Origin of the sequence: Companilactobacillus huachuanensis (assembly GCF_005404815.1) — a bacterium.
Lineage (GTDB): Bacteria > Bacillota > Bacilli > Lactobacillales > Lactobacillaceae > Companilactobacillus > Companilactobacillus huachuanensis.
On the sequence record NZ_BJDF01000009.1, the window covers coordinates 1 to 21,669 of the forward strand.

A 21,669-nucleotide genomic window follows, 5' to 3' on the forward strand; every position below is an offset into this window, starting at 1 on the left:
GTAAACGACTAACTTGATCATCGGAAAGATTGATGTGTTGTTTAACAGGTCTGATATCTGATTTCATAAAATATATCCTTTTTTGAATTGATTATATCAGAATATAAAAGTGAGAGCTACACTCCACTAGTTTATTTTTGAATAGCAGGAATAATAAAACGAAAACTTCTGATTATTTAAATAAATTAACTCTAGGTATTTAACAACAACGGCAATATTATTTTTTCACCTTTCAACCTTTAGTAAAATACAGGTCAAGCAAACTAGTTTGCTTTTCAATAATTGCTGGATGATGTAATAAGGATTCGAGGTTTTTTTAGATAACCTTGACAATTTATTTATCAAGCGATTATTTATTACAGAATAAGTGAGAATATTTTTTATTAACTGAAAGTTGAAAAAGGGATATAAACATTGCAGTTACAGTCCTAAATTCAATTTATTTACCAATTTAGTTAAATGGCAAGAGATTACAGTTGGACATTCTTATTATAAAAAAACTAGTTGGAAGAGCTGAAAGTATTCATTTGCCGCGAAAGTGGCGTTATTGCTTCAGCAATTACACCACCGGGCGTGCTGGAGACTTACCGCTTTTTGGTAAGGCTTCAACCGAGATTCGAGACCGCTTTTTGGCTCGAATCGTACCGCGCAGCATATGAATGCTTTCAGCTCTGGAAACGGCAACAAGGGAAGATGGAAAGAAAATTTCCAATGTTAGCTCTGATGAAATAAGGAGGCATTTAATGAGTAATATTTATTTACGCCAAGCAACCATTGACGATTTGCCAAGGATTATTAAAATTATTGATAGTGCAAAGAAAACCTTACGGGACCGTGGTGTTAACCAATGGCAAAACGGTTATCCCAATGAAGAAATTTTAGAACAGGATATTCAAGAAGATATAAGTTATGTTTTAATACTTAATGGTAGGGTCGTCGGAGTTGCTGCATTGCAACAAGGTTACGATCAGAATTATCAAGAAATGACCTCTGGGTCGTGGAATGGCAATTCTGATGTGACTTATTCCGTGGTTCACCGTATAGCAATTGAAGCTGACCACCAAGGCGAACACCTTAGTTCAGCATTACTTCAACAACTATTAACAATGTCTTATCATCTTGGTTACCGTGATGTCAGAATTGATACGCATCCGGATAATCTAGTGATGCAACACATTATTGAATCCAGTGGTTTTGAAGAAAAAGGTACGATTACGATGGATGAAGATCTTGGTGTAAGAAAGGCTTATCAAATTCTTTTGAAATAAGCTTTGAAAGATTATTTTTCATATTTTTGATATATAATTGAACCATAATTAACCATCGTTAAGATGGTTTTTTTACTATATTTATATCCGTGGTTTGGATATTAGGAGAACTGCAAATTGAAAATCAAAAATATTGCAAGAAGTGTGCTTACACCTAGACCTTCAGAATTTATTTCAACTCAAACAGATAATTTTTTGAGAAGATTAAAGCCGAGACCGTTTGTCGTTGATTATATCGAAGGTGTTTATAAAAATAATGTCTTACCTAATGTCGATGATGATACAGTTACAATTTCTGTTCTAACTGATACTCACGCTAAGGCCGTTGTCAGTTCTTCCTACTATGGAATCAATGGCATGCGGCATATTATTGAGGCCAACTATGTCAGCGACCATTTGGGAGTCGATCTGAATGTTCATTTGGGCGATTTGATGGATGGCAGTGATAAGCCTGAGATAAGTCGGGGTCTTTTAAAATTTGCAGTTGAAAATTATCAGGCTAGCAAAGCTCCGTTTTTCATTGTTGAAGGCAATCATGATGAAAATGATAAATACGATGAACATCGCTTCTTTAAAACTGCTTCATTCCACCGAGATGATTATGATGCATTAGTAACAAAATATGATTATGAGCAATCTGAGATTCAACGTTTGAATCCCGTTTCAAGAGTTGGCTGGTTCGATAAGGGCAGTATACGTATTGTCTTTATTGATACGAGTGATATTCCTTATATTTTAAGTAATGGTTCCAAGAAGTATGACTTCAAGAAAGTCCGTGGAGTCAGGGAACAGCAATTAGAAGATTTAATCACCGTTTTAGAGCGTACTGTCGATAAACATGTTGTTATGATGGGACATGCAAATATTATCAGCCCAAGTGGGCGCAGTGCGTTAAACTTTAATGGTGACTTGGTGCAACAATTATTAGTTGCATTCAATAACAAAGCTTCGGGACAATTGAAAAATGAATTAACTGGAGATTTCGGAGTAAATATTCGCTATGATTTCTCGTCTACCGGCATTTCTAAGGTGACGACTTATATTTGTGGACATATGCATTACGAAAAAAACTACAAAGTTTCTGAAATTAATCATATAATATTAAATTGTTCGGCCCTTATGGGGAAGAAGCACGGGTTAACAACTGACTATAACAAAAAATGGGACAGACGATATAATGAAATCTCTGAATTAGCAGGGTATTTCGTCAATATTGACCCGAATAAACTACGCTTACAGATTTATGGTTACGGAGCCGCAACAAGGTATGTAAGTTTTGAAATATAAGGGAGAATTATTTTATGTGTGGAATTGTCGGATTCGTAGATAAAAATATTGCAGATAAGAAGCCTGTAATTGAAGCTATGATGGATACGATCAAACACCGTGGACCAAACAGTTCAGGTGAACTACTAGAAGGCGACACTGCATTAGGATTCCGTCGCTTGAGTATCATTGATATTAACAGTGGTATGCAACCAATTTATAACGAAGATAAATCAAAGGCCGTTATTTTTAATGGTGAAATTTATAACTATCAAGATGTTAGAAAAGAACTAAAGAAAGCCGGACATATTTTCACAACCGACACTGATACCGAAGTCCTTCTTCATGGATTTGAAGAGTGGGGTATCGAAGGTTTGCTTAAAAAAATTCGTGGAATGTTTGCCTTTGTGATTTATGATCTTAAGACTGGTGATATCACTGGTGCCAGAGATTTCTTTGGTATTAAACCCTTGTATTATTACAATCGTGAAGGTACATTCATTTTCGGATCAGAAATTAAGTCTTTCTTGAAAGAGCCTAATTTTAAGATGGAATTAAACAAGGCTGCCTTGAAGCCCTATTTGACTTTCCAATATTCAGCTATGAATGAAACATTTTTCAAGAATGTTTTCAAGATTCCGGAAGGCCATTTCTTCACATTTAAAAATGGTAAGTTAAGTATCAAGAAGTACTGGGATATGGAATTCAAAGAAAACAACTTGTCATTTGAAGAAACTGTTAAACGTATTGATAAGTCATTACGTGATTCAGTTGAAGAGCATGCTATCAGTGATGTGCCAGTCGGTTCATTACTTTCAAGTGGCGTGGACTCAAGTTACGTTACAGCCATTTTGAAACCACAACATACTTACTCAATTGATTTCGATACAAGTACGTATGAAGAAGGTACTGCTGCTAAAGAATTGGCTGACAAATTGGGCCTTGAAAATACCCGTGGTATCGTTACAAAGGAGGAGGCCATCAAGTCACTTCCATTGATTCAATATTATATGGATGAACCAGATGCCAACCCTTCATGTGTACCGTTATACTTCTTAACAAAATTAGCTAGCCGTGACGTTACCGTTATCCTTTCTGGTGAAGGTGCTGATGAATTGTTTGCTGGCTATGCAAATTATGGATTCCATTCACACTCAAAGGCTATCCGTGTCGTTGCTGAAGATTTGAAGAAGTTGCCAAAGGGTGTTAAATACAAGTTAGCACACGGTTTAAAGAAGATGCCTAACTTCCCAGGAAGATTGCATTTGTACGAATCAACAGCCAAGGCTGAAGAATTCTTCATCGGACAAGCTAAAATCTTTACGGAAAAAGAAGCCGCTGATTTAGTTAAACCAGAATTTGAAAAATCACGATCTGTTCACGACATCGTTATGAGAAGTTATAACAAGGTTCGTGATTATAACGATGAAGTTAAGAAGATGCAATATCTTGATATTCACCAATTCATGGCTAACGACATTATTCTAAAGGCTGACCGTATGAGTATGGCCAACTCAATGGAATTACGTGTACCATTCCTAGATAAAGAAGTTGCCAAAGTTGCGGCTGGAGTACCTACAAAATATCTTTTGAATAGTAAAGATAGTAAGTATGCACTTCGAGTTGCTGCCGAACGAGCACTTCCATCAGAATGGGCTAAACGTGAAAAATTAGGATTCCCAGTACCAATTCGTGACTGGATCAAGACCAAGGAAGTTTATGAAGACTTCCGTAAGCTATTCAGTGCCGATTTTGCTGGAGAGTTCTTCGATCAAGACGCAATTTTGAAGATGCTTGATGGTTGTTATCGTGGTGAAAATGATGATCGACGTAAAGTTTGGACAATTTATACATTCTTGATTTGGTATAAAGTTTACTTTATTGATGGTGGTAAGAAGCCAGATGTTGATCCACAAGTTTTGGTACCTGAGGACGAAAAGTAGAGAGTGGAACAAGCCCGGGAATTTCCGAGCATTTTTGTAACAAAGTGAATTGTACGCCGAACTTAGCGGACGATTCACTTTGTTATGAAAAGCGGAAGAAATTGGCTTGTGTAACTCGTTTTGGGTAGAGAGTGGAGACGGGGCGGTTAGCTCCCGAGCATTTTCGTCGTTTTGTGAATTGCCTGCCGAACTTAGCAGGCGATTTACGAAATGATGAAAAGCGGAAGGAGTTGCCCTGTTGTAACTCGTTTTAAAGTAGAGGGTGGAGACAGGGCGGTTAGCTCCCGAGCATTTTCGTCGTTTTGTGAATTGCCTGCCGAATTTAGCAGGCGATTTACGAAATGATGAAAAGCGGAAGGAGTTGCCCTGTTGTAACTCGTTTTAGAGCCACTGCCTATATATAAATAGTGTCAGTAATTTTAGAATTGATTAAAAGTATAAAAGGAGTTGCTTCCAAACTTGATATTTAATATCAAGCGAGAAACAACTCCTTTTTGTAATGAATAAGTATATCCAGAAAATATACCAGATATTTTTTGCTTTAATGGAATATTACTAACGTTGAAAGTTAAGAAACCATAAAACTATTGCCAAACTAAAATAGTAGCGAAGAATATTTGATATAGTAAACTTGATAATTTTTTAAACAGAAGCCACTGGGGGATTTTGTTTAGAACAAATTAGGGGTGTAAAAATGGATACTAGCAATGTTACAAATATGAGCCAAATGTTTTTAAATTGTCGGTCACTAAAGAAACTAGATTTATCCAGTTTCAATACAAATAGTGTCCAAGATATGTCACAGATGTTTGGTGGCTGTAGTGATTTACGCATGCTCAATATTACAAATTTTGATACCAAAAAAGTTACTAATATGAATGGCATGTTCGCTAATTGTGAAACTTTGGAAGAGTTGGATCTATCAAACTTTGATACAAAAAATGTTAAAAGTATGGATAACATGTTCCAATCCTCTGATGCTTTAAAGTCACTAAAATTAGGTGAAAAGTTTGTTGTACCCAAGAATAAAGAACATGATTTAAAATTGGTCAACCGCACTTGGGTCGACGTTGGAACCGGAACAATTATGAATCCGAAACCAACAAACAAAGAAGGTATCAGTTCAATTGATTTGTTGAAGCATCATGATAAGGGTAATTGGGTCGTTAAGCCTGAAAAAGCGTATAACGGTGGGTTTAAGTTGATTATCGCTAATAACCTCAACAAAGATATTGTGATGGATGTACCAGAAGACGTTCGTCCAGAATATATTGGTAGCAGTTTTGAAATGATGGTTCCCCAAATTATTGGCTATAACGCTGATAAGAAAGTTCTACATGTGACCGCTACAGATGAAGGCTTGATCAGCAAAGATAAAGTCAACTACACAAAAATTGCGACAGCAGTAGATCCGAGAACTGTTAATGTTGAACCAGTGAAGTCTGAAGAATCAGAAAAGCCTGAGGAATCGGTAAAGCCACAAGAACAGCCTAGTTCCACAGTTCAATTAGCTGAGAAAGTTGCAGTAAAAACAGAGAATAAAGCAGTGATTAAACCAGAAGATAAAACTGCGCCAGCAAAGCCTGAAGTAGCAGGTAAGGTTTCTAAATTTATGCATTATGTCACAATACATCCAGACGTCCAATCAGCTCAAACGTACAATACAAATGGTCAAGCTAATGATGGTGACCAATTGCGAAGAAATTATAGCTGGTTCAGTGATAAAGAACTTCAAATTGGAGCTCAAAAGTATTATCACGTCTTAGGTGACTCATGGGTAAAAGTTGAAGATGTTTACCGTTATCAGGACGCACAAAACATTGTTAAGACCAAAGATGTAGTGATGACACACTTGGTCAATAGTCGCGCTGAAGAGTTGACTAACCGTGGCCTAGGAGCCTTGAGCGCATGGCAAACTTCTAAAGAAGCAATTATTGGTGACCGCAAATATTATCAAATAACTACTAACGAATTCGTGGATGCTGACAGTGTTGATTTGATGAACGCGTAAGATTAATGTTAAAGGTTGAAAGTTTAGGTAAGTATGCCGTTTCCAGAGCTGAGAGTATTCAATTGCTGCGCGGAACGGCCCGAGCCTGGGAAGCGGTCTCGAACCTCGGTTGAAGCCTCGCAAAAACCGCGAGTCTTCAACGCGCCCGGTGGTGTAATTGCTGAAGCAATAACGCCACTTTCGCTGCAAATGAATACTCTCAGCTCTTCCAACTAGTTTATTTTTATGGCAGGAACAATAAAATGAAGATCTTGTATTATTTAAATAAATTAGCTTTGTGCCTGTAATAACAATGGTTATACTAATTTTCGCCTTTCAACCTTCAGATGTTTGAATATTTTGCATATCTTCTTACTGATTTAATAATCATGCGAGTATTTTGATTATTGGTTAATTTAAATCGTTTTAACCGTTAATAAAAATATTAATTTTAGTTCGAATTATATTTATAATTAATTATTCGAGATGTTTTGATTTAAGATGATTTATGAACTGAAAATGGCTGAGATTGTAAAGATGCTCGTATTTACACATTGTGTAGGTACGAGTTTTCTAGTTAAAGTGGCAAGCAAGACGGCGTTATGACGTTACCGTTATATGTGCTATATTAATAAATGCTGATATAAAATAATTATCAGCCGTTTCAAGAAAATTTATTAGAAATACGCAGTATGAAGCCTTTTTCAAGTGATAAATTAAAAAAAGGATAAGGCTAAATGATTAAATACTACAGCGATACTCGTTGTGATAAATTGAATATGGTATAATTTTGTTTGAAATGTGTGAAAAATTAAAAATAGAATTTTAATATAGTAAGAGGTTGATCCCTATCGAAACTGAATCAGGAAAAAAATTCACGCCTATATTATTAGGTAGTGATATGAACGTTTACGGAATGGCTCGTGCTTTCCATGAACTTTATGGTGGCACTGTTAAGGCCTATGCTGATATCCAATTGGCACCTACAAGATATACAAAAATTTTAAACTTAACACTTCACACCGGATTTTCTGAAGATCCTGTTTTTATTGAAAAAATGCGTGAAATTGCGAAAGTTTACCAAAACCATGAAGAACCAGTTATTTTAATTGGTTGTGGTGATGGTTATGCCGAACTTATCAGCAAACATAAAGAAGAATTATCAAAGACATTTGTCTGCCCATATGTCGATTACGATTTATTGAAATCATTGAATAATAAAGAGAGCTTTTATAAGGTCGCTGACAAACATGGTTTGCCACATCCTTTAACAAAAATTATTACAAAAGATATGTATGAAGATAAGCAGGATATGGATGTGCCATTTGATTTTCCAGTGGCTTTGAAGCCTGCTAATAGTGTCGAATGGTTGGATGTTCATTTTGAAGGCCGTAAGAAAGCTTTCACTATCCATTCACAAGCTGAATATATGGATATCGTCGGTAAAATTTATGGTAATGGCTATAAGTCTGACTTGATTTTACAAGACTTTATTCCTGGCGACGATTCTAACATGCGTGTCTTGAATGCTTATGTTGATCAAGATCACCATGTGAAGATGATGTGTTTAGGTCACCCAATTTTGGAAGATCCAACACCTCAATCAATTGGAAACTACGTTGCAATCGTACCGGAATTTAACCAAGATGTTTACGACCGTGTTCAAAAATTTCTTGAGGATATTGAATTTACTGGTTATGCCAACTTTGATATGAAGTATGACTCTCGTGACGATACTTTCAAATTTTTCGAAATCAACTTACGTCAAGGTAGAAGTAGTTTCTTTGTTACATTAAACGGCTACAATCTTGCTAAGTATGTTGTTGAAGATTATGTTGAAGGCAATCTTGAAAATGAGCCAACAGTTTATGCTAACAAGAACAAAGCTCAACATAAGCTTTGGTTAGGCGTACCAGTTAAGGTCTTCAAGAAATATGCTGCTGAAAATGATGCGACCGAATATGCAAACGAATTGATCAAGCAAGATCGTGTCGGAACAACAGTCTTTTATGATAAAGACAGATCGTTCAGAAGATGGATGCTGTTGACATACATGTTCCACAATTATGTTAAGAGATTTGATGAATACTTCGAAGAGAACAAAGGACGCGACTTTAAATAACTTAGGGGGCTTTATTGATGGACGAAATAAAAGGATACAAAGTTAAAAAAGTAGATTATTCTAAGATTTTAATCTGTGTCGATTCAGACGATTTTGTGTCATCGAAAAACGCTTTTAATTATGCCTGTTCACTAGCAAGACACCACGATGCCGAACTAGGAATCGTTTCAGTGTTAGAAACTGGCGATTTGAATATCTTTCAATCACTAGATCCAGAAGTTTTGAAAGAACGCCGTGAAGAGATTAAAGAATTGCTAGAATTGTATGGTCAAAAGGCCGAAGATTATGGCGTTAAGAATATCCACTTGATGGTAACCGAAGGCACACCAGGTACAACAATAGTTGATAAAGTTATTCCAAGTTTCCAACCAGATTTAGTGATTGTCGGAGTGGAAGAGAAGAATAGAACAAGAAATACGATCGGTTCACAAGCTGCAAAGATTGTGAATAATTCTAAGTGCTCAGTTAGTGTGATTAGATAGAGAGAGAGTGGAGAAGGGGCGGTCAGCTCCCGAGCATTTTCGTTGTTTTGTGAATTGCCCGCCGAACTTAGCGGGTGATTTACAAAATGATGAAAAGCGGAAGGAGTTGTCCCTTCGGAACTCGTTTTAGAGCCACTGCCTATATATATCACCAGTGCCTTAATACCAAACTATTAAGAGCAGAAAAGCACTTTCAAAAAAGCATTAAAAATAAATAACAAATTAAAAATAGTGGACAATCTAAAACAAGATGTCCGCTTTTTTAGTAGGATACTAAAGGTTGAAAGGTGAAAAATTAGTATACCTATTGCTGTTACAGGCCTAGAGCTGTTCCACACAGCAATTGAATACCCTCAGCTCTGGGAACGGCATACTTAACCAAACTTTCGGTCTTTAATTAATCATAAATATTCTAATAAATTATAAAGAGTGATATAGTAGTCACTAAAAAATAACGGCGGTGAATTATATATGTTAATGAGTAAAGTTGTCGGTGGTGCAGGTGACACGTTTAACGCCAAGCCAGCCGATTTTAAAGATAATTTGTATTTGGCTGTCAATGGTGCTTGGCAAGAAAAGGCTGAGATTCCTTCTGATAAGTCGCGTACTGGTGGTTTCATGGATCTTGATGAGGGTGTCGAGAAGAAATTGATGAAAGAATTCCATGAATTTGCTGCTGGGGAAAAAGCGGTCGATGATGAGTTGATGGAACAAGCAGTTAAACTATATCGTTTGACTAACAACGTTGATCACTTGAGTAAATTTCATCAACAACCAATTTTGAAAGATATGCAAAGAATTAGTGATTTGAACAGTTTACAAGATTTGAGTGAAAACATGGCTCAGCTGTCAAAAGATGGTTTCCCACTACCAATTGATGGTGAAGTTGATGCTGATATGAAAAATACTGCTAAGAATGCTTTATACATTGGTGGTGCTAGTTTAATCTTGCCTGACAAGTCTTACTATGATAAAGATAATGAGTCTGGTAAGAAGTTGTTAGCCAAGTATGCTGAAATTGCTGGTCGTCTGCTTTCAATGATTGGCTACAAGTTGGATGATGCTAAAGAAATTGTTGATAAAGCTTTGGTCTTTGATAAGGCATTGCTTCCCATCGTTAAGAGTTCTGAAGAATGGGCCGACTATACAAAGGTTTACAATCCAATGGACTTTACAGAATTCGTTACTAAATCGGACAAACTTGATTTGAAGACTTTAGTAACGGATTTAATCAATGATACTCCCGATAAAGTTATCATCACTGAACCAAGATACTTGGATAATTTAAACAAGTTAGTTAATGTCGATACTTTTGAAAATATTAAAGCTTGGATGATGGTTAAATTCTTAACAGGCAATGCCTCAATCCTTGATGAAGAATTCCGTCAAACAATTGGTGAGTATCAACTTGCTAAGAGTGGTGCCAAAGAACTTCGAAATAGAACTAAATATACTTATCACTTTGCTTCAGGAATATTCAGTGAAGTCGTTGGTGCTTATTATGGCAAGAAATACTTTGGTGAAGAAGCCAAGGACAACGTTCGTGAAATGGTTAAGAAAATGATTTCTATTTACGAACAAAGACTTTCTAACAACGATTGGTTGAGTGAAGATACTAAGAAAAAGGCTATTGTTAAACTCGATAAGATCGTAATCAAAGTTGGTTATCCTGATAAGATTCAAGATATTTACAGTAAATTCCAAATTAATGAAAATGATTCATTATATGACAACGTTTCTAGAATCAAGAAGATTATTACTCAAGATTCCTTGGATCAATTTCACAAACCAGTTGATCGTGAAAAATGGTTGATGCCAGGACATATGGTTAACGCTTGTTACGATCCTTCAAGAAATGATATCACCTTCCCAGCCGCTATTTTGCAAGCACCATTCTACAGTCTGGACCAAACAAATAGTCAAAACTTTGGTGGTATTGGTGCTGTTATTGCTCATGAAATTTCCCACGCCTTTGATAATAATGGGGCTCAATTTGATGAATACGGCAATATGAATAATTGGTGGACTAAAGAAGATTATGCTAAGTTCCAAGATTTAACTAAGAAAGTAATCGATGAATTTGACGGCATTCCATATGCTGGAAGTAAGGTCAACGGTACGTTAGTTGTCAGTGAAAATGTAGCCGATGTCGGTGGATTGCGTTGTGCATTAGAAGCTGCTAAGGAAGATTCAGATTTTGATGCCAAAGCATTCTTTACTAACTGGGCAAAAGTCTGGAGAAACAAGTCAACTAAACAATTGACAGAAATGTTCTTGTCAGTTGACGTTCACTCACCAGCTCCATTGCGGGCAAACGTTATGGCTCAAAACATGGATGAATTCTATGATGCCTTCGATGTAAAACCTGGTGATGGCATGTGGTTAGATCCTGATAAGCGAGTTAATATTTGGTAAAATTAATATAGAAGCGGACAAACCTTTTAGTTTGTTCGTTTTTTTGTATGTTTAACTAAAGGTTGAAAGGTGAAAAACTAATATAACCATTGTTATCACAGGCATAGAACAAATTTGTTTAAATAAACAGAAGTTTTTATTTGGCAGTTTTTATTTTAGTTGATCCTACAATTAAAAAAAACTAGTTGGAAGAGCTGAGAGTATTCATTTGCAGCGAAAGTGGCGTTATTGCTTCAGCAATTACACCACCGGGCGTGTTGGAGACTCGCGGGTTTTGCGAGGCTTCAACCGAGGTCCGAGACCGCATTTTGGCTCGGGCCGTTCCGCGCAGCAATTGAATACTCTCAGCTCTGGAAACGGAATACTTAAATATACTTTCAACCTTTAGTTAGTAAACTTAGCCGGAGGCGACAATAATATGTAGCAATTTTTAATATTATAATTGCTCTAATTAAATTAGAAGAGTACCATGGAAATACAAATAAGTTGTGGCGGTGAGTTAATTGAGAATTAATAAAATTATTGGTGGTGCCGGAGATTTGGCACTTGATACAAAACCAACTGATTATAAAAATAATCTATATTTAGCAGTTAATGGTGAATGGCAAGAAAAGGCTGAGATTCCAGCTGATAAATCAAGTGCCGGGGCCTCTGTCGATTTGGCATTGAAGATTGAAAAAAATCTTATGCAAAAATTTCACGACTTTGCTAAAGATGACAGTTCAATTAATGACTCAGAACTTTTACAAGCCATCAAGTTATATCGAGTAGCAAATAATGAAGAGACTTCTCACATGGTACAAAATAATTCGATCTTAAAAGATATTGATCGTATCAAAGCCTTGGGCTCAGTAGCTGATTTGAGCAATAATTTTGCTGAATTAGGCAAAGATAACTTTATTTTACCGTTGAGTTTATTCGTCGAAGCAGATATGAAAGATACTGCCAAAAATGTTGTCTTTGTTAACGGGGCCGATTTATTCTTACCTGATAAGTCTTACTATGATGACCACAATGAATTTGGTCATAAATTATTGGCTAAATACGTCAATGTGGCTACCAAGCTTCTAGAAAAATTAGGATACAGTGATGTGGATGCCAAAGAGACTGTTGATAAGGCCTCATCCTTTGATAGTTCATTGGTTCCAATTGTCAAGACTGCGGAAGAGTGGGCTGAATATACTGAAATCTATAATCCTTATGAATTTTCTGATTTGGGTGCTACGTCGAAAGCCTTGGACTTGAAGACTTGGGTTATTGATGAAATTAAGGCGAATCCAGAAAAAATTATCGTAGTGCAACCAAGATATATGGACAATCTAAATAAGCTTGTTAATGACGATACTTTTGAAAATATCAAAGCTTGGATGATTGTTAGATATTTGATGGACAATGCTGAATTCGTTAGTGAGGATTTTCGCCAAATTTATGGTGAATTTAAATTAGCTCGTAGTGGTGCTAAAAAATTGCCTACAAGAACTAAATTTTCTTATCATATCTCAGAGAGAATGTTCAGTGAAGTTGTCGGAGTTTATTATGGCAAGAAGTACTTTGGTGAAAAGGCCAAAGCAGACGTTCGTGAAATGATAAAAAAGATGATTGTTATTTATGAACAACGAATCAATGACAACGATTGGTTGGGCGAAGACACTAAGAAAAAAGCTATCGTTAAGTTGGAAAAAATCGTTCTTAAAGTTGGTTATCCTGATAAAATTGAAACAATTTATAAAAAACTAATAGTAGATGAAAATGCTACTTTGTATGACAACATGATAAGATTAGATAAAATTTTGACGCAAGACAATTTAGATGATTATCAACGCCCAGTTGATCGGACTAAGTGGGCAATGCCTGGTCACATGGTAAATGCTTGTTATGATTCAATGCGTAATGATATTACATTTCCTGCGGCAATTTTGCAGGCACCTTTTTACAGCTTGAAGCAAACAAGCAGTGAAAACTACGGTGGGATCGGGGCAACGATTGCTCACGAAATTTCCCACGCTTTTGACAACAATGGTGCGCAATTTGACGAATACGGCAATATGCATAATTGGTGGACTAAGGAAGATTACGTTCATTTCAAAAATTTAACACAAGATATGATTAACCAATTCCAAGGAATAGTTTATGCAGGTGGAAAGGTTAATGGAAAGCTTGTAGTTAGCGAGAATATTGCCGATGTTGGTGGGATGCGTTGTGCCATTGAGGCGGCTAAATTGGAGTCAGATTACGATCCTAAACAATTCTTCATCCAATGGGCTAAGTCATGGCGTTTTAAGGCAACGCAAGAGTACAACGAAGACTTGCTAGCAACTGATGTACATGCTCCACAACCCATGCGTGCAAACGTAATGCCACAAGATTTAGATGAATTCTTTGATGCATTTGATGTCAAAGAAGGAGACGGCATGTGGCTAGCGCCAAACAAACGTATTAATATTTGGTAATTTGAATAGTTATAGAAAATAATTGATTTCAACAATCAGAAAGGTTGTTGAAATCTTTTTTTGCGATGTGAAATCTAAAGTTTTTTCTCTTTAAATGTCTAAAAATATAGTGTGATTAGTAAATCAAAATCGCTGTCGCCGAAGTCCAATAAATAAAAATCTTGATAACCAAAAATAAATATGATAAAATTTCTCAGCTTGTGACAAATCCAAAATAAAGGGGGGATTTTTATGGAACAAGATACTTTTAAAATGGAAAATTGGCGCCGAAATATTTACTTATTTTTAACGGGTCAATTTTTATCAGGAATTACTAGCATGATTGTTCAGTATGCGATTATTTGGTATTTGACTAAACAGACGGGTTCGGCGACAGTCCTGAGTATGGCGACATTACTAGGTATGTTGCCAATGATTCTTCTGAGTCCTTTCGTAGGGCCATACGTAGACCGTTCGAATAAAAAAGCATTGCTGATTGTTCCAGATATTATTGCAGCGTTAGTGGCAGTGGTATTGGCTATGGTTGGCTTCATGACACACAATTTTCCACTTTGGTTAGTCTTTATATCCTTAGTTATCAGAGCAATCGCACAGACTTTCCAAATGCCAACGATTCAATCGATTTTGCCAACTATGGTACCCAAAGATCAATTGACAAAAATAAATGGTCAGTTGGGGATGGTTCAATCGGCAAATTACATCATTGCACCGGCATTAGGGGCCTTTCTATTCGCCATCATTTCAATGCCTGTACTGATTTTATTTGACGTTTTAGGAGCCATTGTTGGGGTAACGATTATCTTGTTCGTAAAAATCCCTGAATATCCTAAGACAGATGAAAAAGTCCGTGTACTGGCAGATGCAAAATTTGGTTTGGACTTGCTTCGTTCGAAAAAAGGCTTGTGGTATATGACCTTAATGGGTACCGTATTCACATTATTATTCATGCCGGCAGTCAGCATGTATCCACTGATGACGATGTCATATTTCAAAGGTACAGTTGCTCAGGCAGGTATCATCGAAATGATTTATTCAGTCGGAGCTTTGATTGGTGGGACGATTATTGGATTTCTAGGAAATTGGTCCGATCGTCTTAAACCGATTATGGTATCAATGTTGATTATGGGAATTACGATGGGAATGAGTGGCTTTTTACCACGAAATTATACTGGATTTTTGTGGTTCTTTGCTTTAAATGCGATTTCCGGAATAGCAGCACCATTTTTCAATACTTTGTTGATGGCAATAATTCAACAGAGTTATCCGCCAGAACAATTGGGACGAGTTCTTGGAATTATGAACTCACTGATGAGTTTGGCCGGACCGGTAGGGTTAATATTTGCTGGTCCATTGGCAGATAAAATTGGAGTTAATAATCTCTTTGTAATTGCTGGAGTAGGGACAATTGTCTGTGGTATTTTTGTATTTATGAATGCTACAACTCGAAATTACGATAAAGAATTGCAAAAAGAAATAGAATAAATGTTGGCCGCCTCCGGTTTCGAGGTAGCGAGGTAGCCTGCTGTGGGACCGGCTCGAGCCAAGGTGCGGTCTCGACCCTCGATTTTGAGCTTCGCAAAGACCGCGAATCTCAAAATACGTCCTGTGATGTAAGTGCTGAAGCACTAACATCACTGCCACTGCTGGCTACCTCGCTCCCTCGAAACCTCCGGCTAGTTGGTTGGGTTTTATGTTTCATAATGTATAAAAATTCAATAAATCAAAAAGCAAAAAGACTGCAAGGAATCTATTAAAAGATTACTGGCAGTTTTTTTTGTATCTCTAGACTAAAGGGTGAGACGTCATTAATTGAAAAATATTTTTTATTTTTTGTGATGTATCCGTTTTCTTATATAATGGTGGATAATGTATTATGCTAGTTAATAATCACATTCAACTTACATTAGAATTTTTAAGTCACTATTAAAATCTGGTCGGAAGAGCTGATGAATATTTCGCAGCTCTAAAGACGGCAAGTAATAAAGAAAGGTAATGAACTAATGGCATACATTGAAGTTAGAAATGAATCGAAACGTTACCACATGGGAGAAACAACGATTATTGCTAATAATAATCTGAACTTTAACGTCGATAAGGGAAAACTTACTGTTATCTTAGGGCCTAGTGGTGCCGGTAAGTCAACTGTCCTGAATATTTTAGGTGGTATGGATACGCCGACTGATGGTCAAGTGATTATTGATGGGACTGATATTGCTCAATTTTCAGAACGTGAATTGACTACCTATCGTCGCAATGATGTGGGATTTATTTTTCAGTTCTACAATTTGATTCCTAATTTAACAACTAAAGAAAATGTGGAATTGGCCTCTGCCATTGTCAAGGATGCTTTGGATGCCACGAGAACTTTGCAGGCGGTTGGATTAGGGGATCGTGTTGACAATTTTCCATCACAATTATCAGGTGGTGAGCAACAACGTGTTGCAATTGCACGTGCTTTGGCAAAGAATCCTAAATTATTATTGTGCGATGAACCCACGGGTGCATTGGATTATGAGACTGGTAAGCAAGTTCTGACACTTTTGCAAAATGCCAGCCATATTGATAATAAGACGGTTATCGTCATCACTCACAACTCGGCGTTGGCAAAAATGGCTGATCGGGTGATTCGAATTCATGATGCCAAGGTTCAATCAATTGAAGATAATCCTTATCCAACTCCAGTCCAAGATATTGAATGGTAGGTGATGAAAAATGAGCCCTTTAACGAGAAATATGTTGCGTGATATTAAAAAATCCAAAGGACGATTTATTGCCATTATTTTGATTATCATGTTGGGAGTTTTAATTTTCGTAGGTGTCAAAGCAGCTGGCCCTAGTTTGAATGATTCTTTGGACAAAACTGTTTCTGATAAAAATTTATCGGATATTCAGATGTTGTCGACGACTGGATTTTCTGAGACTGATCTTAAATTGGCCCGAGAGGTTCCGGGAGCGCAAGTAGAAGCTACGAAATTCAAGTATGTCATTGGTGGTAAAAGTAAGGTGGCTGTTGCACTCTATGGCTATGATGAATCTTCCAAACAGAATCAACTAATTATGAGAAGTGGACGTTTGCCCGAGAATAATAATGAGGTCGTTTTGGATAAGAATGCTAAATCCAAATATGGTTATAAACTGGGACAAAAGTTTCGATTTGCTAATGACTCTGGATTAAATCAAAAGTCATATAAGATAGTTGGCTTTGCGGATTCACCACAGTATATTGACAACCAATCACGTGGTTCAACTAATATTGCGGATGGCCAAGTGCAATTATTTGCGTATATTCCGGAAAATCAACTCAATATGTCCGTGGCAACAATGTTGGATGTACATTTTGATTCTTTAAAAGATAAAAATACCTTTAGCAAGTCTTATAAAAACGCTGTTGATAAAAAATTAACGTTACTTAAAAAGAAATTTGCAAATCGACAATATCAACGAACGACGGAAGTTGTGGCAGACTATTTAACACAGTTTGATCAGCAACAAATCCAATTGAATCAGTTACAGATAGTGGATCCACAAGCGGCTAGTCAGCAACAAGTCAAATTGAATGCAGCAAGAGTTAAAGTTCTGAAGAAGGCGAAAACAAGTTATACATGGCAGACGAGAAATGATCTACCTGGATTTTCCGCATATGGTGAGAGTTCAGATCGAATTGCGGCCATTGCAAATGTATTTCCAGTTTTCTTCTTCCTAATTGCGGCTTTGATTACTTTTACAACAATTACTCGAATGGTCGAAGAGGCTAGAAGTGAAATTGGGACGTTTAAGGCATTTGGCTATACAAAGTGGGAAATTTCTAAAAACTACTATTACTATGCAATTTCTGCGGGTGTCATTGGAGCTGTTTTAGGTGCCTTGATTGGAAATGAGAGTCTACCGAGAATTGTTTTAGCACTCTATAAACAATATATTGCGCTCGATTGGGTTGTTAGTTTGCAGTGGTGGGTGATTCTTATTGCTCTGATATTCTCACTGTTGGCAACTCTGGGTGCGGCAATAATTGTTATTAGAAAAGAATTGGTCGAAGGGCCTGCGGCTTTAATGCGTCCGAAATCTCCGAAGTCAGCAAAGAAGATTCTACTGGAACGAATCAAACCGTTGTGGAATCGTTTGAGTTTTAATAGCAAAGTCAGTTATCGAAATCTATTTCGTTTCAAGTCACGAATGTTTATGACAATTATCGGAATAGCAGGTGGGACTGCATTGATTTTAACTGGTTTTGGGATTCAGAATTCCATTGGAGCAAGTGGAAATCGACAATATGGTGAGATATTTGATTACCAAGCAGTTGTGAAGTTGAATGATGATGCTAATTTCTCGAAAGTTAAACAAGTTTTGACGAATGATAAGCAGTATCAAAGCAGCACTGCCATTAATTCGACGACTGCAAAGTTGAAGGCTAATGGACAACAAGTTAATGATGTAAATATTTATACGCCAAAATCAATTAATAAATTTGATAAATTTGTGCATCTAGATACGAGTTTGAATCAAAATGGCGTAATTTTATCAAAGAAGACAGCACAACTGTTAGATATTAAAAAGGGTGACAAGTTAGATGTTACGACAACTGGCGGAAAAAAAGTTACAGTCAAAGTCAAGGCAATTACAGAGAATTTCATTGGACACTTCTTATATTTGAGTCCGAAAGTTTATCAGCAAAAATTTGGTGAAACGGCTAAATCTAACACTCTGTTGCTACACATGAAGTCACAAACCAGTTCTCAACGAAAACATTTAGCTAATAAGTTATTGGATTCTGGCGAAGTGATGGGAACTAGTTATACCCATGATGTTTTGAGTACTGTTTCTAAGATGTCGTCGTCATTGAAACCAATTATTTTGATTTTTGTCTTGCTATCAGGGATTTTGTCATTTGTTGTGCTATATAATTTAACCAACATCAACGTTTCTGAAAGAATCAGAGAGCTGTCGACAATCAAAGTCTTAGGATTCTACAATAATGAAGTCACAATGTATATTGTCCGTGAAAATATTATTTTGACGATATTTGGAATCATTGTTGGATACGGAGTTGGTAATTTATTGACGGCCTATATCCTGAATCAAGCTGCGACGGAATTAGTGATTTTTCCACTGACAATCAGCTGGTTTGGTTATTTAGTTGCAACTTTATTGATGATAATTTTCACAGCGATTGTTATGCTAGTAACACATAAGAAATTACAGCATATTGATATGATTGGTGCACTAAAATCTAATGAATGATTGAGGGTAGTATTATGAGTCTAGAGAACGATAAAGTTCTGATTATTGGTGGTACTTCAGGCTTTGGTAAAGAAGTTGCTATTATGGCTAAGCACAAAAAGGCCGATGTTTATGTTATTGGTCGTGACCAAGAGCGTGTTAACAAGTTGAGATACGATGAAAATATCCAAGGCAGTTCATTAGATGCCCAAAATAAGGAACAATTGGAACATTTCTTTGATAAATATGGGTCGTTTGATCATATCATCTCGATGCTCGGCGGTGCTATGGGTGGTGGCTTTTTGGATAGTCCCATGGCTGAAATCCGTGAAGCAATTGAGGATAAATTCTTTGCTAATTTACAATTAGTTCAAATTGCCAGCAAACATTTGCGCAATAAAGGCTCAATTATTTTGACATCCGGATCTGGTGGTCATCCTTACGATGCTTCTGGTGCAATCATTGGTAATCAAGCTATCAATACGATGGTCGAAGGCACAGCCGTTGAATTGGCACCAGATCATAGAATAAATGCCGTATCTCCAACATGGACTCCAACGGGCTTGTGGCGTGATATGAATTCTAAACAATTAGCTCGACAAAAAGATAATGTGGCCGAAAATGTACCATTAGGTCGTGTGGCAAGGATTGATGAGGTTGCTTCTGCCTATATTTATTTGATGGAAAACGACTTCATCACGGGACAAGTTTTGAGAGTTGACGGTGGAGTTGATCTCTAATTGGTGTTACACTTAAAGCCAACTTTAAGTAGAGGTGAAAAATAATGCCAGTAGAAATTGAAAAAAGATACCGGATTGGTGACTTTTCCGAATTGGTCGGATTGAATAGCCCAACGCTTCGTTATTATGAAAAAGAGGGACTTATCAAGCCTCATCGAACTGATAATGGGGTGCGTTACTATACCGATATGGATGCCAAATGGGTCCGTTTCTTATTACATTTGAAGAGTACCGGGATGACCATTGAGCAGCTGAAACGTTATGTTAAATTACGTGCTGAAGGTGATTCGACAATTAATCAACGAATCGAATTGCTTGAAGAAGTTCGAAAAAACTTTGAAGTCGAATTTCAACAATTACAGGATAGTTGGACTATTCTGAATGATAAGTTGGATTGGTACAAAGGTAAAATGGGCGGTCATATTGAAGATAGTGAGCAGTTTTCTGAATACTTACAGAGCTTGAATCATGGGTATTTGGAAGAGCGATAGTTAATATGTTATAAATCAACCATAGATTTGGTTTACATAAATACCCCTCAAATTACAGTAATTATTGTTATCTGTAATTTGAGGGGTATTGTATTATACAAATTTATTTATAATAGGAGAGGGAGATATACATAATGAAAATTAATTTTTTTAAAAATCATATTGTCTATTTCATTTTTCAATCTATTGCCTTTATATTAACGGGAAATATGTTATTAATGCAAAGAACTCATAAAAACTATTCATTACAGGGAACAACATTGGCAATTATTTTAATAATTATTTCAATACCGGTTGATATTTTTTTTTATGATTATTTGCCATACCGAAAAAACAAATTTAAAGAATAAAAGGATAATAAGTACAGTCATAAATATACATTTAATATATTATGCGGCTAAATACATTGTATCTTTCGATTGACTATTAAAAATATGAAGAGAAAGTTCAACATCGTTGAATTTTCTCTATTTTTTTTGAATTGCCCTTGACTTAAAGTTAACTTTAAGTAGTTTAATAGAAATCGTCAAGGAGGAATTGATTATGGCAAAACAAACAGCAGGACACGATATGTTAGGAGATTTTGCTCCACAATTTGCAGAATTAAATGATGATGTATTATTCGGAGAAGTTTGGAGTAAGGAATCTGAACTTTCTGCGCATGATCGTTCTCTTATTACAATCGCAAGTATTATTTCGGCAGGAAATATTGAGCAATTAGATGCTCATCTAAAAATTGGTAAGAAAAACGGTATTACTAAAAATGAAATTGTAGCAGAAATTACACATTTGGCTTTCTACGCAGGTTGGCCTAAGGCATGGTCCGCATTTAATAGAGCTAAAGAAATTTGGAAGGATGAAAAATAATTATGGCAAAAAATGAAGAATTAAAGACAAACGGAGTTTTCCCCGTTGGTGACAAGAATGATGCATACGCACAATACTTTATCGGACAAAGTTACCTTAAAGGTTTAGTAAGTCCTGAAGACAATATCGACTTTGGCGTTGGTAACGTTACTTTTGAACCGGGATGTCGTAACGACTGGCACATTCACCACAATGGTTTCCAAATTCTTTTGGTTACTGGTGGCGAAGGCTGGTATCAAGAATGGGGCAAGCCAGCTCAACTATTGAAACAAGGTGATGTTGTTGTCATCAAAGAAGGCGTTAAGCACTGGCACGGAGCAACTAAGGACAGTTGGTTCAGCCATGTTGCAATTACAAAAGGTACATCAGAATGGCTTGAAAAAGTTACTGATGCTGAATATAACAAATTATAAGAGGT

The 21,669-nt window shown here is 36.5% G+C and carries 16 protein-coding genes; all 16 read left to right on the plus strand.

The window, feature by feature from the left end:
- Nucleotides 1-743: 743 nt before the first annotated feature.
- The 16 genes from FFM71_RS06345 to FFM71_RS06420 all read left to right on the plus strand — a co-directional run bounded on the left by FFM71_RS06345 (nt 744) and on the right by FFM71_RS06420 (nt 21,664).
- The gene (locus tag FFM71_RS06345) at nt 744-1,268 is read left to right on the plus strand and encodes a GNAT family N-acetyltransferase (RefSeq protein ID WP_137611337.1); all 525 of its coding nucleotides are present in this window, start codon (nt 744-746) and stop codon (nt 1,266-1,268) included.
- A gap of 117 nt (nt 1,269-1,385) precedes the next feature.
- Complete coding sequence (locus FFM71_RS06350) at nt 1,386-2,555, plus strand: metallophosphoesterase family protein (protein WP_137611338.1); 1,170 nt, start codon at nt 1,386-1,388, stop codon at nt 2,553-2,555.
- 14 nt (nt 2,556-2,569) lie between these two features.
- Nucleotides 2,570-4,477 carry an asparagine synthase (glutamine-hydrolyzing) gene (gene asnB, locus FFM71_RS06355; RefSeq protein WP_137611339.1) on the plus strand — a complete coding sequence of 636 codons (1,908 nt, stop codon included), beginning with the start codon at nt 2,570-2,572 and terminating at the stop codon, nt 4,475-4,477.
- 694 nt (nt 4,478-5,171) lie between these two features.
- The gene (locus FFM71_RS06360) at nt 5,172-6,488 is read left to right on the plus strand and encodes a BspA family leucine-rich repeat surface protein (protein ID WP_137611340.1); all 1,317 of its coding nucleotides are present in this window, start codon (nt 5,172-5,174) and stop codon (nt 6,486-6,488) included.
- Between the two features lie 880 nt (nt 6,489-7,368).
- Nucleotides 7,369-8,589 (plus strand): carboxylate--amine ligase, encoded by a 1,221-nt coding sequence (locus tag FFM71_RS06365; protein ID WP_137611428.1) that lies wholly within the window; start codon nt 7,369-7,371, stop codon nt 8,587-8,589.
- Between the two features lie 17 nt (nt 8,590-8,606).
- Nucleotides 8,607-9,071, plus strand: coding sequence for a universal stress protein (locus FFM71_RS06370; protein ID WP_137611341.1), 465 nt, complete (start codon nt 8,607-8,609; stop codon nt 9,069-9,071).
- A gap of 471 nt (nt 9,072-9,542) precedes the next feature.
- Nucleotides 9,543-11,486, plus strand: a complete 1,944-nt coding sequence (locus tag FFM71_RS06375) for a M13 family metallopeptidase (RefSeq protein ID WP_171000491.1) — start codon at nt 9,543-9,545, stop codon at nt 11,484-11,486.
- Between the two features lie 503 nt (nt 11,487-11,989).
- Nucleotides 11,990-13,936: a M13-type metalloendopeptidase gene (locus tag FFM71_RS06380; protein ID WP_223876490.1), complete on the plus strand. Its 1,947-nt coding sequence runs from the start codon at nt 11,990-11,992 to the stop codon at nt 13,934-13,936.
- Between the two features lie 231 nt (nt 13,937-14,167).
- The gene (locus FFM71_RS06385; protein ID WP_137611342.1) at nt 14,168-15,418 is read left to right on the plus strand and encodes a Mef(A)/Tet(V) family efflux MFS transporter; all 1,251 of its coding nucleotides are present in this window, start codon (nt 14,168-14,170) and stop codon (nt 15,416-15,418) included.
- Nucleotides 15,419-15,936: 518 nt separating this feature from the next.
- Complete coding sequence (locus FFM71_RS06390) at nt 15,937-16,638, plus strand: ABC transporter ATP-binding protein (RefSeq protein WP_137611343.1); 702 nt, start codon at nt 15,937-15,939, stop codon at nt 16,636-16,638.
- Nucleotides 16,639-16,648: 10 nt separating this feature from the next.
- Nucleotides 16,649-19,174: an ABC transporter permease gene (locus FFM71_RS06395; protein WP_137611344.1), complete on the plus strand. Its 2,526-nt coding sequence runs from the start codon at nt 16,649-16,651 to the stop codon at nt 19,172-19,174.
- 14 nt (nt 19,175-19,188) lie between these two features.
- Nucleotides 19,189-19,893 (plus strand): SDR family oxidoreductase, encoded by a 705-nt coding sequence (locus FFM71_RS06400; protein ID WP_137611345.1) that lies wholly within the window; start codon nt 19,189-19,191, stop codon nt 19,891-19,893.
- A 44-nt stretch (nt 19,894-19,937) separates the two neighbouring features.
- Nucleotides 19,938-20,384 carry a MerR family transcriptional regulator gene (locus FFM71_RS06405; RefSeq protein ID WP_137611346.1) on the plus strand — a complete coding sequence of 149 codons (447 nt, stop codon included), beginning with the start codon at nt 19,938-19,940 and terminating at the stop codon, nt 20,382-20,384.
- Between the two features lie 134 nt (nt 20,385-20,518).
- On the plus strand, nt 20,519-20,734 hold the full coding sequence (locus FFM71_RS06410; RefSeq protein ID WP_137611347.1) for a hypothetical protein: 216 nt from the start codon (nt 20,519-20,521) through the stop codon (nt 20,732-20,734).
- Between the two features lie 193 nt (nt 20,735-20,927).
- Nucleotides 20,928-21,251, plus strand: coding sequence for a carboxymuconolactone decarboxylase family protein (locus FFM71_RS06415; RefSeq protein WP_171000492.1), 324 nt, complete (start codon nt 20,928-20,930; stop codon nt 21,249-21,251).
- Between the two features lie 2 nt (nt 21,252-21,253).
- On the plus strand, nt 21,254-21,664 hold the full coding sequence (locus FFM71_RS06420; RefSeq protein ID WP_137611348.1) for a cupin domain-containing protein: 411 nt from the start codon (nt 21,254-21,256) through the stop codon (nt 21,662-21,664).
- Nucleotides 21,665-21,669: the final 5 nt, after the last annotated feature.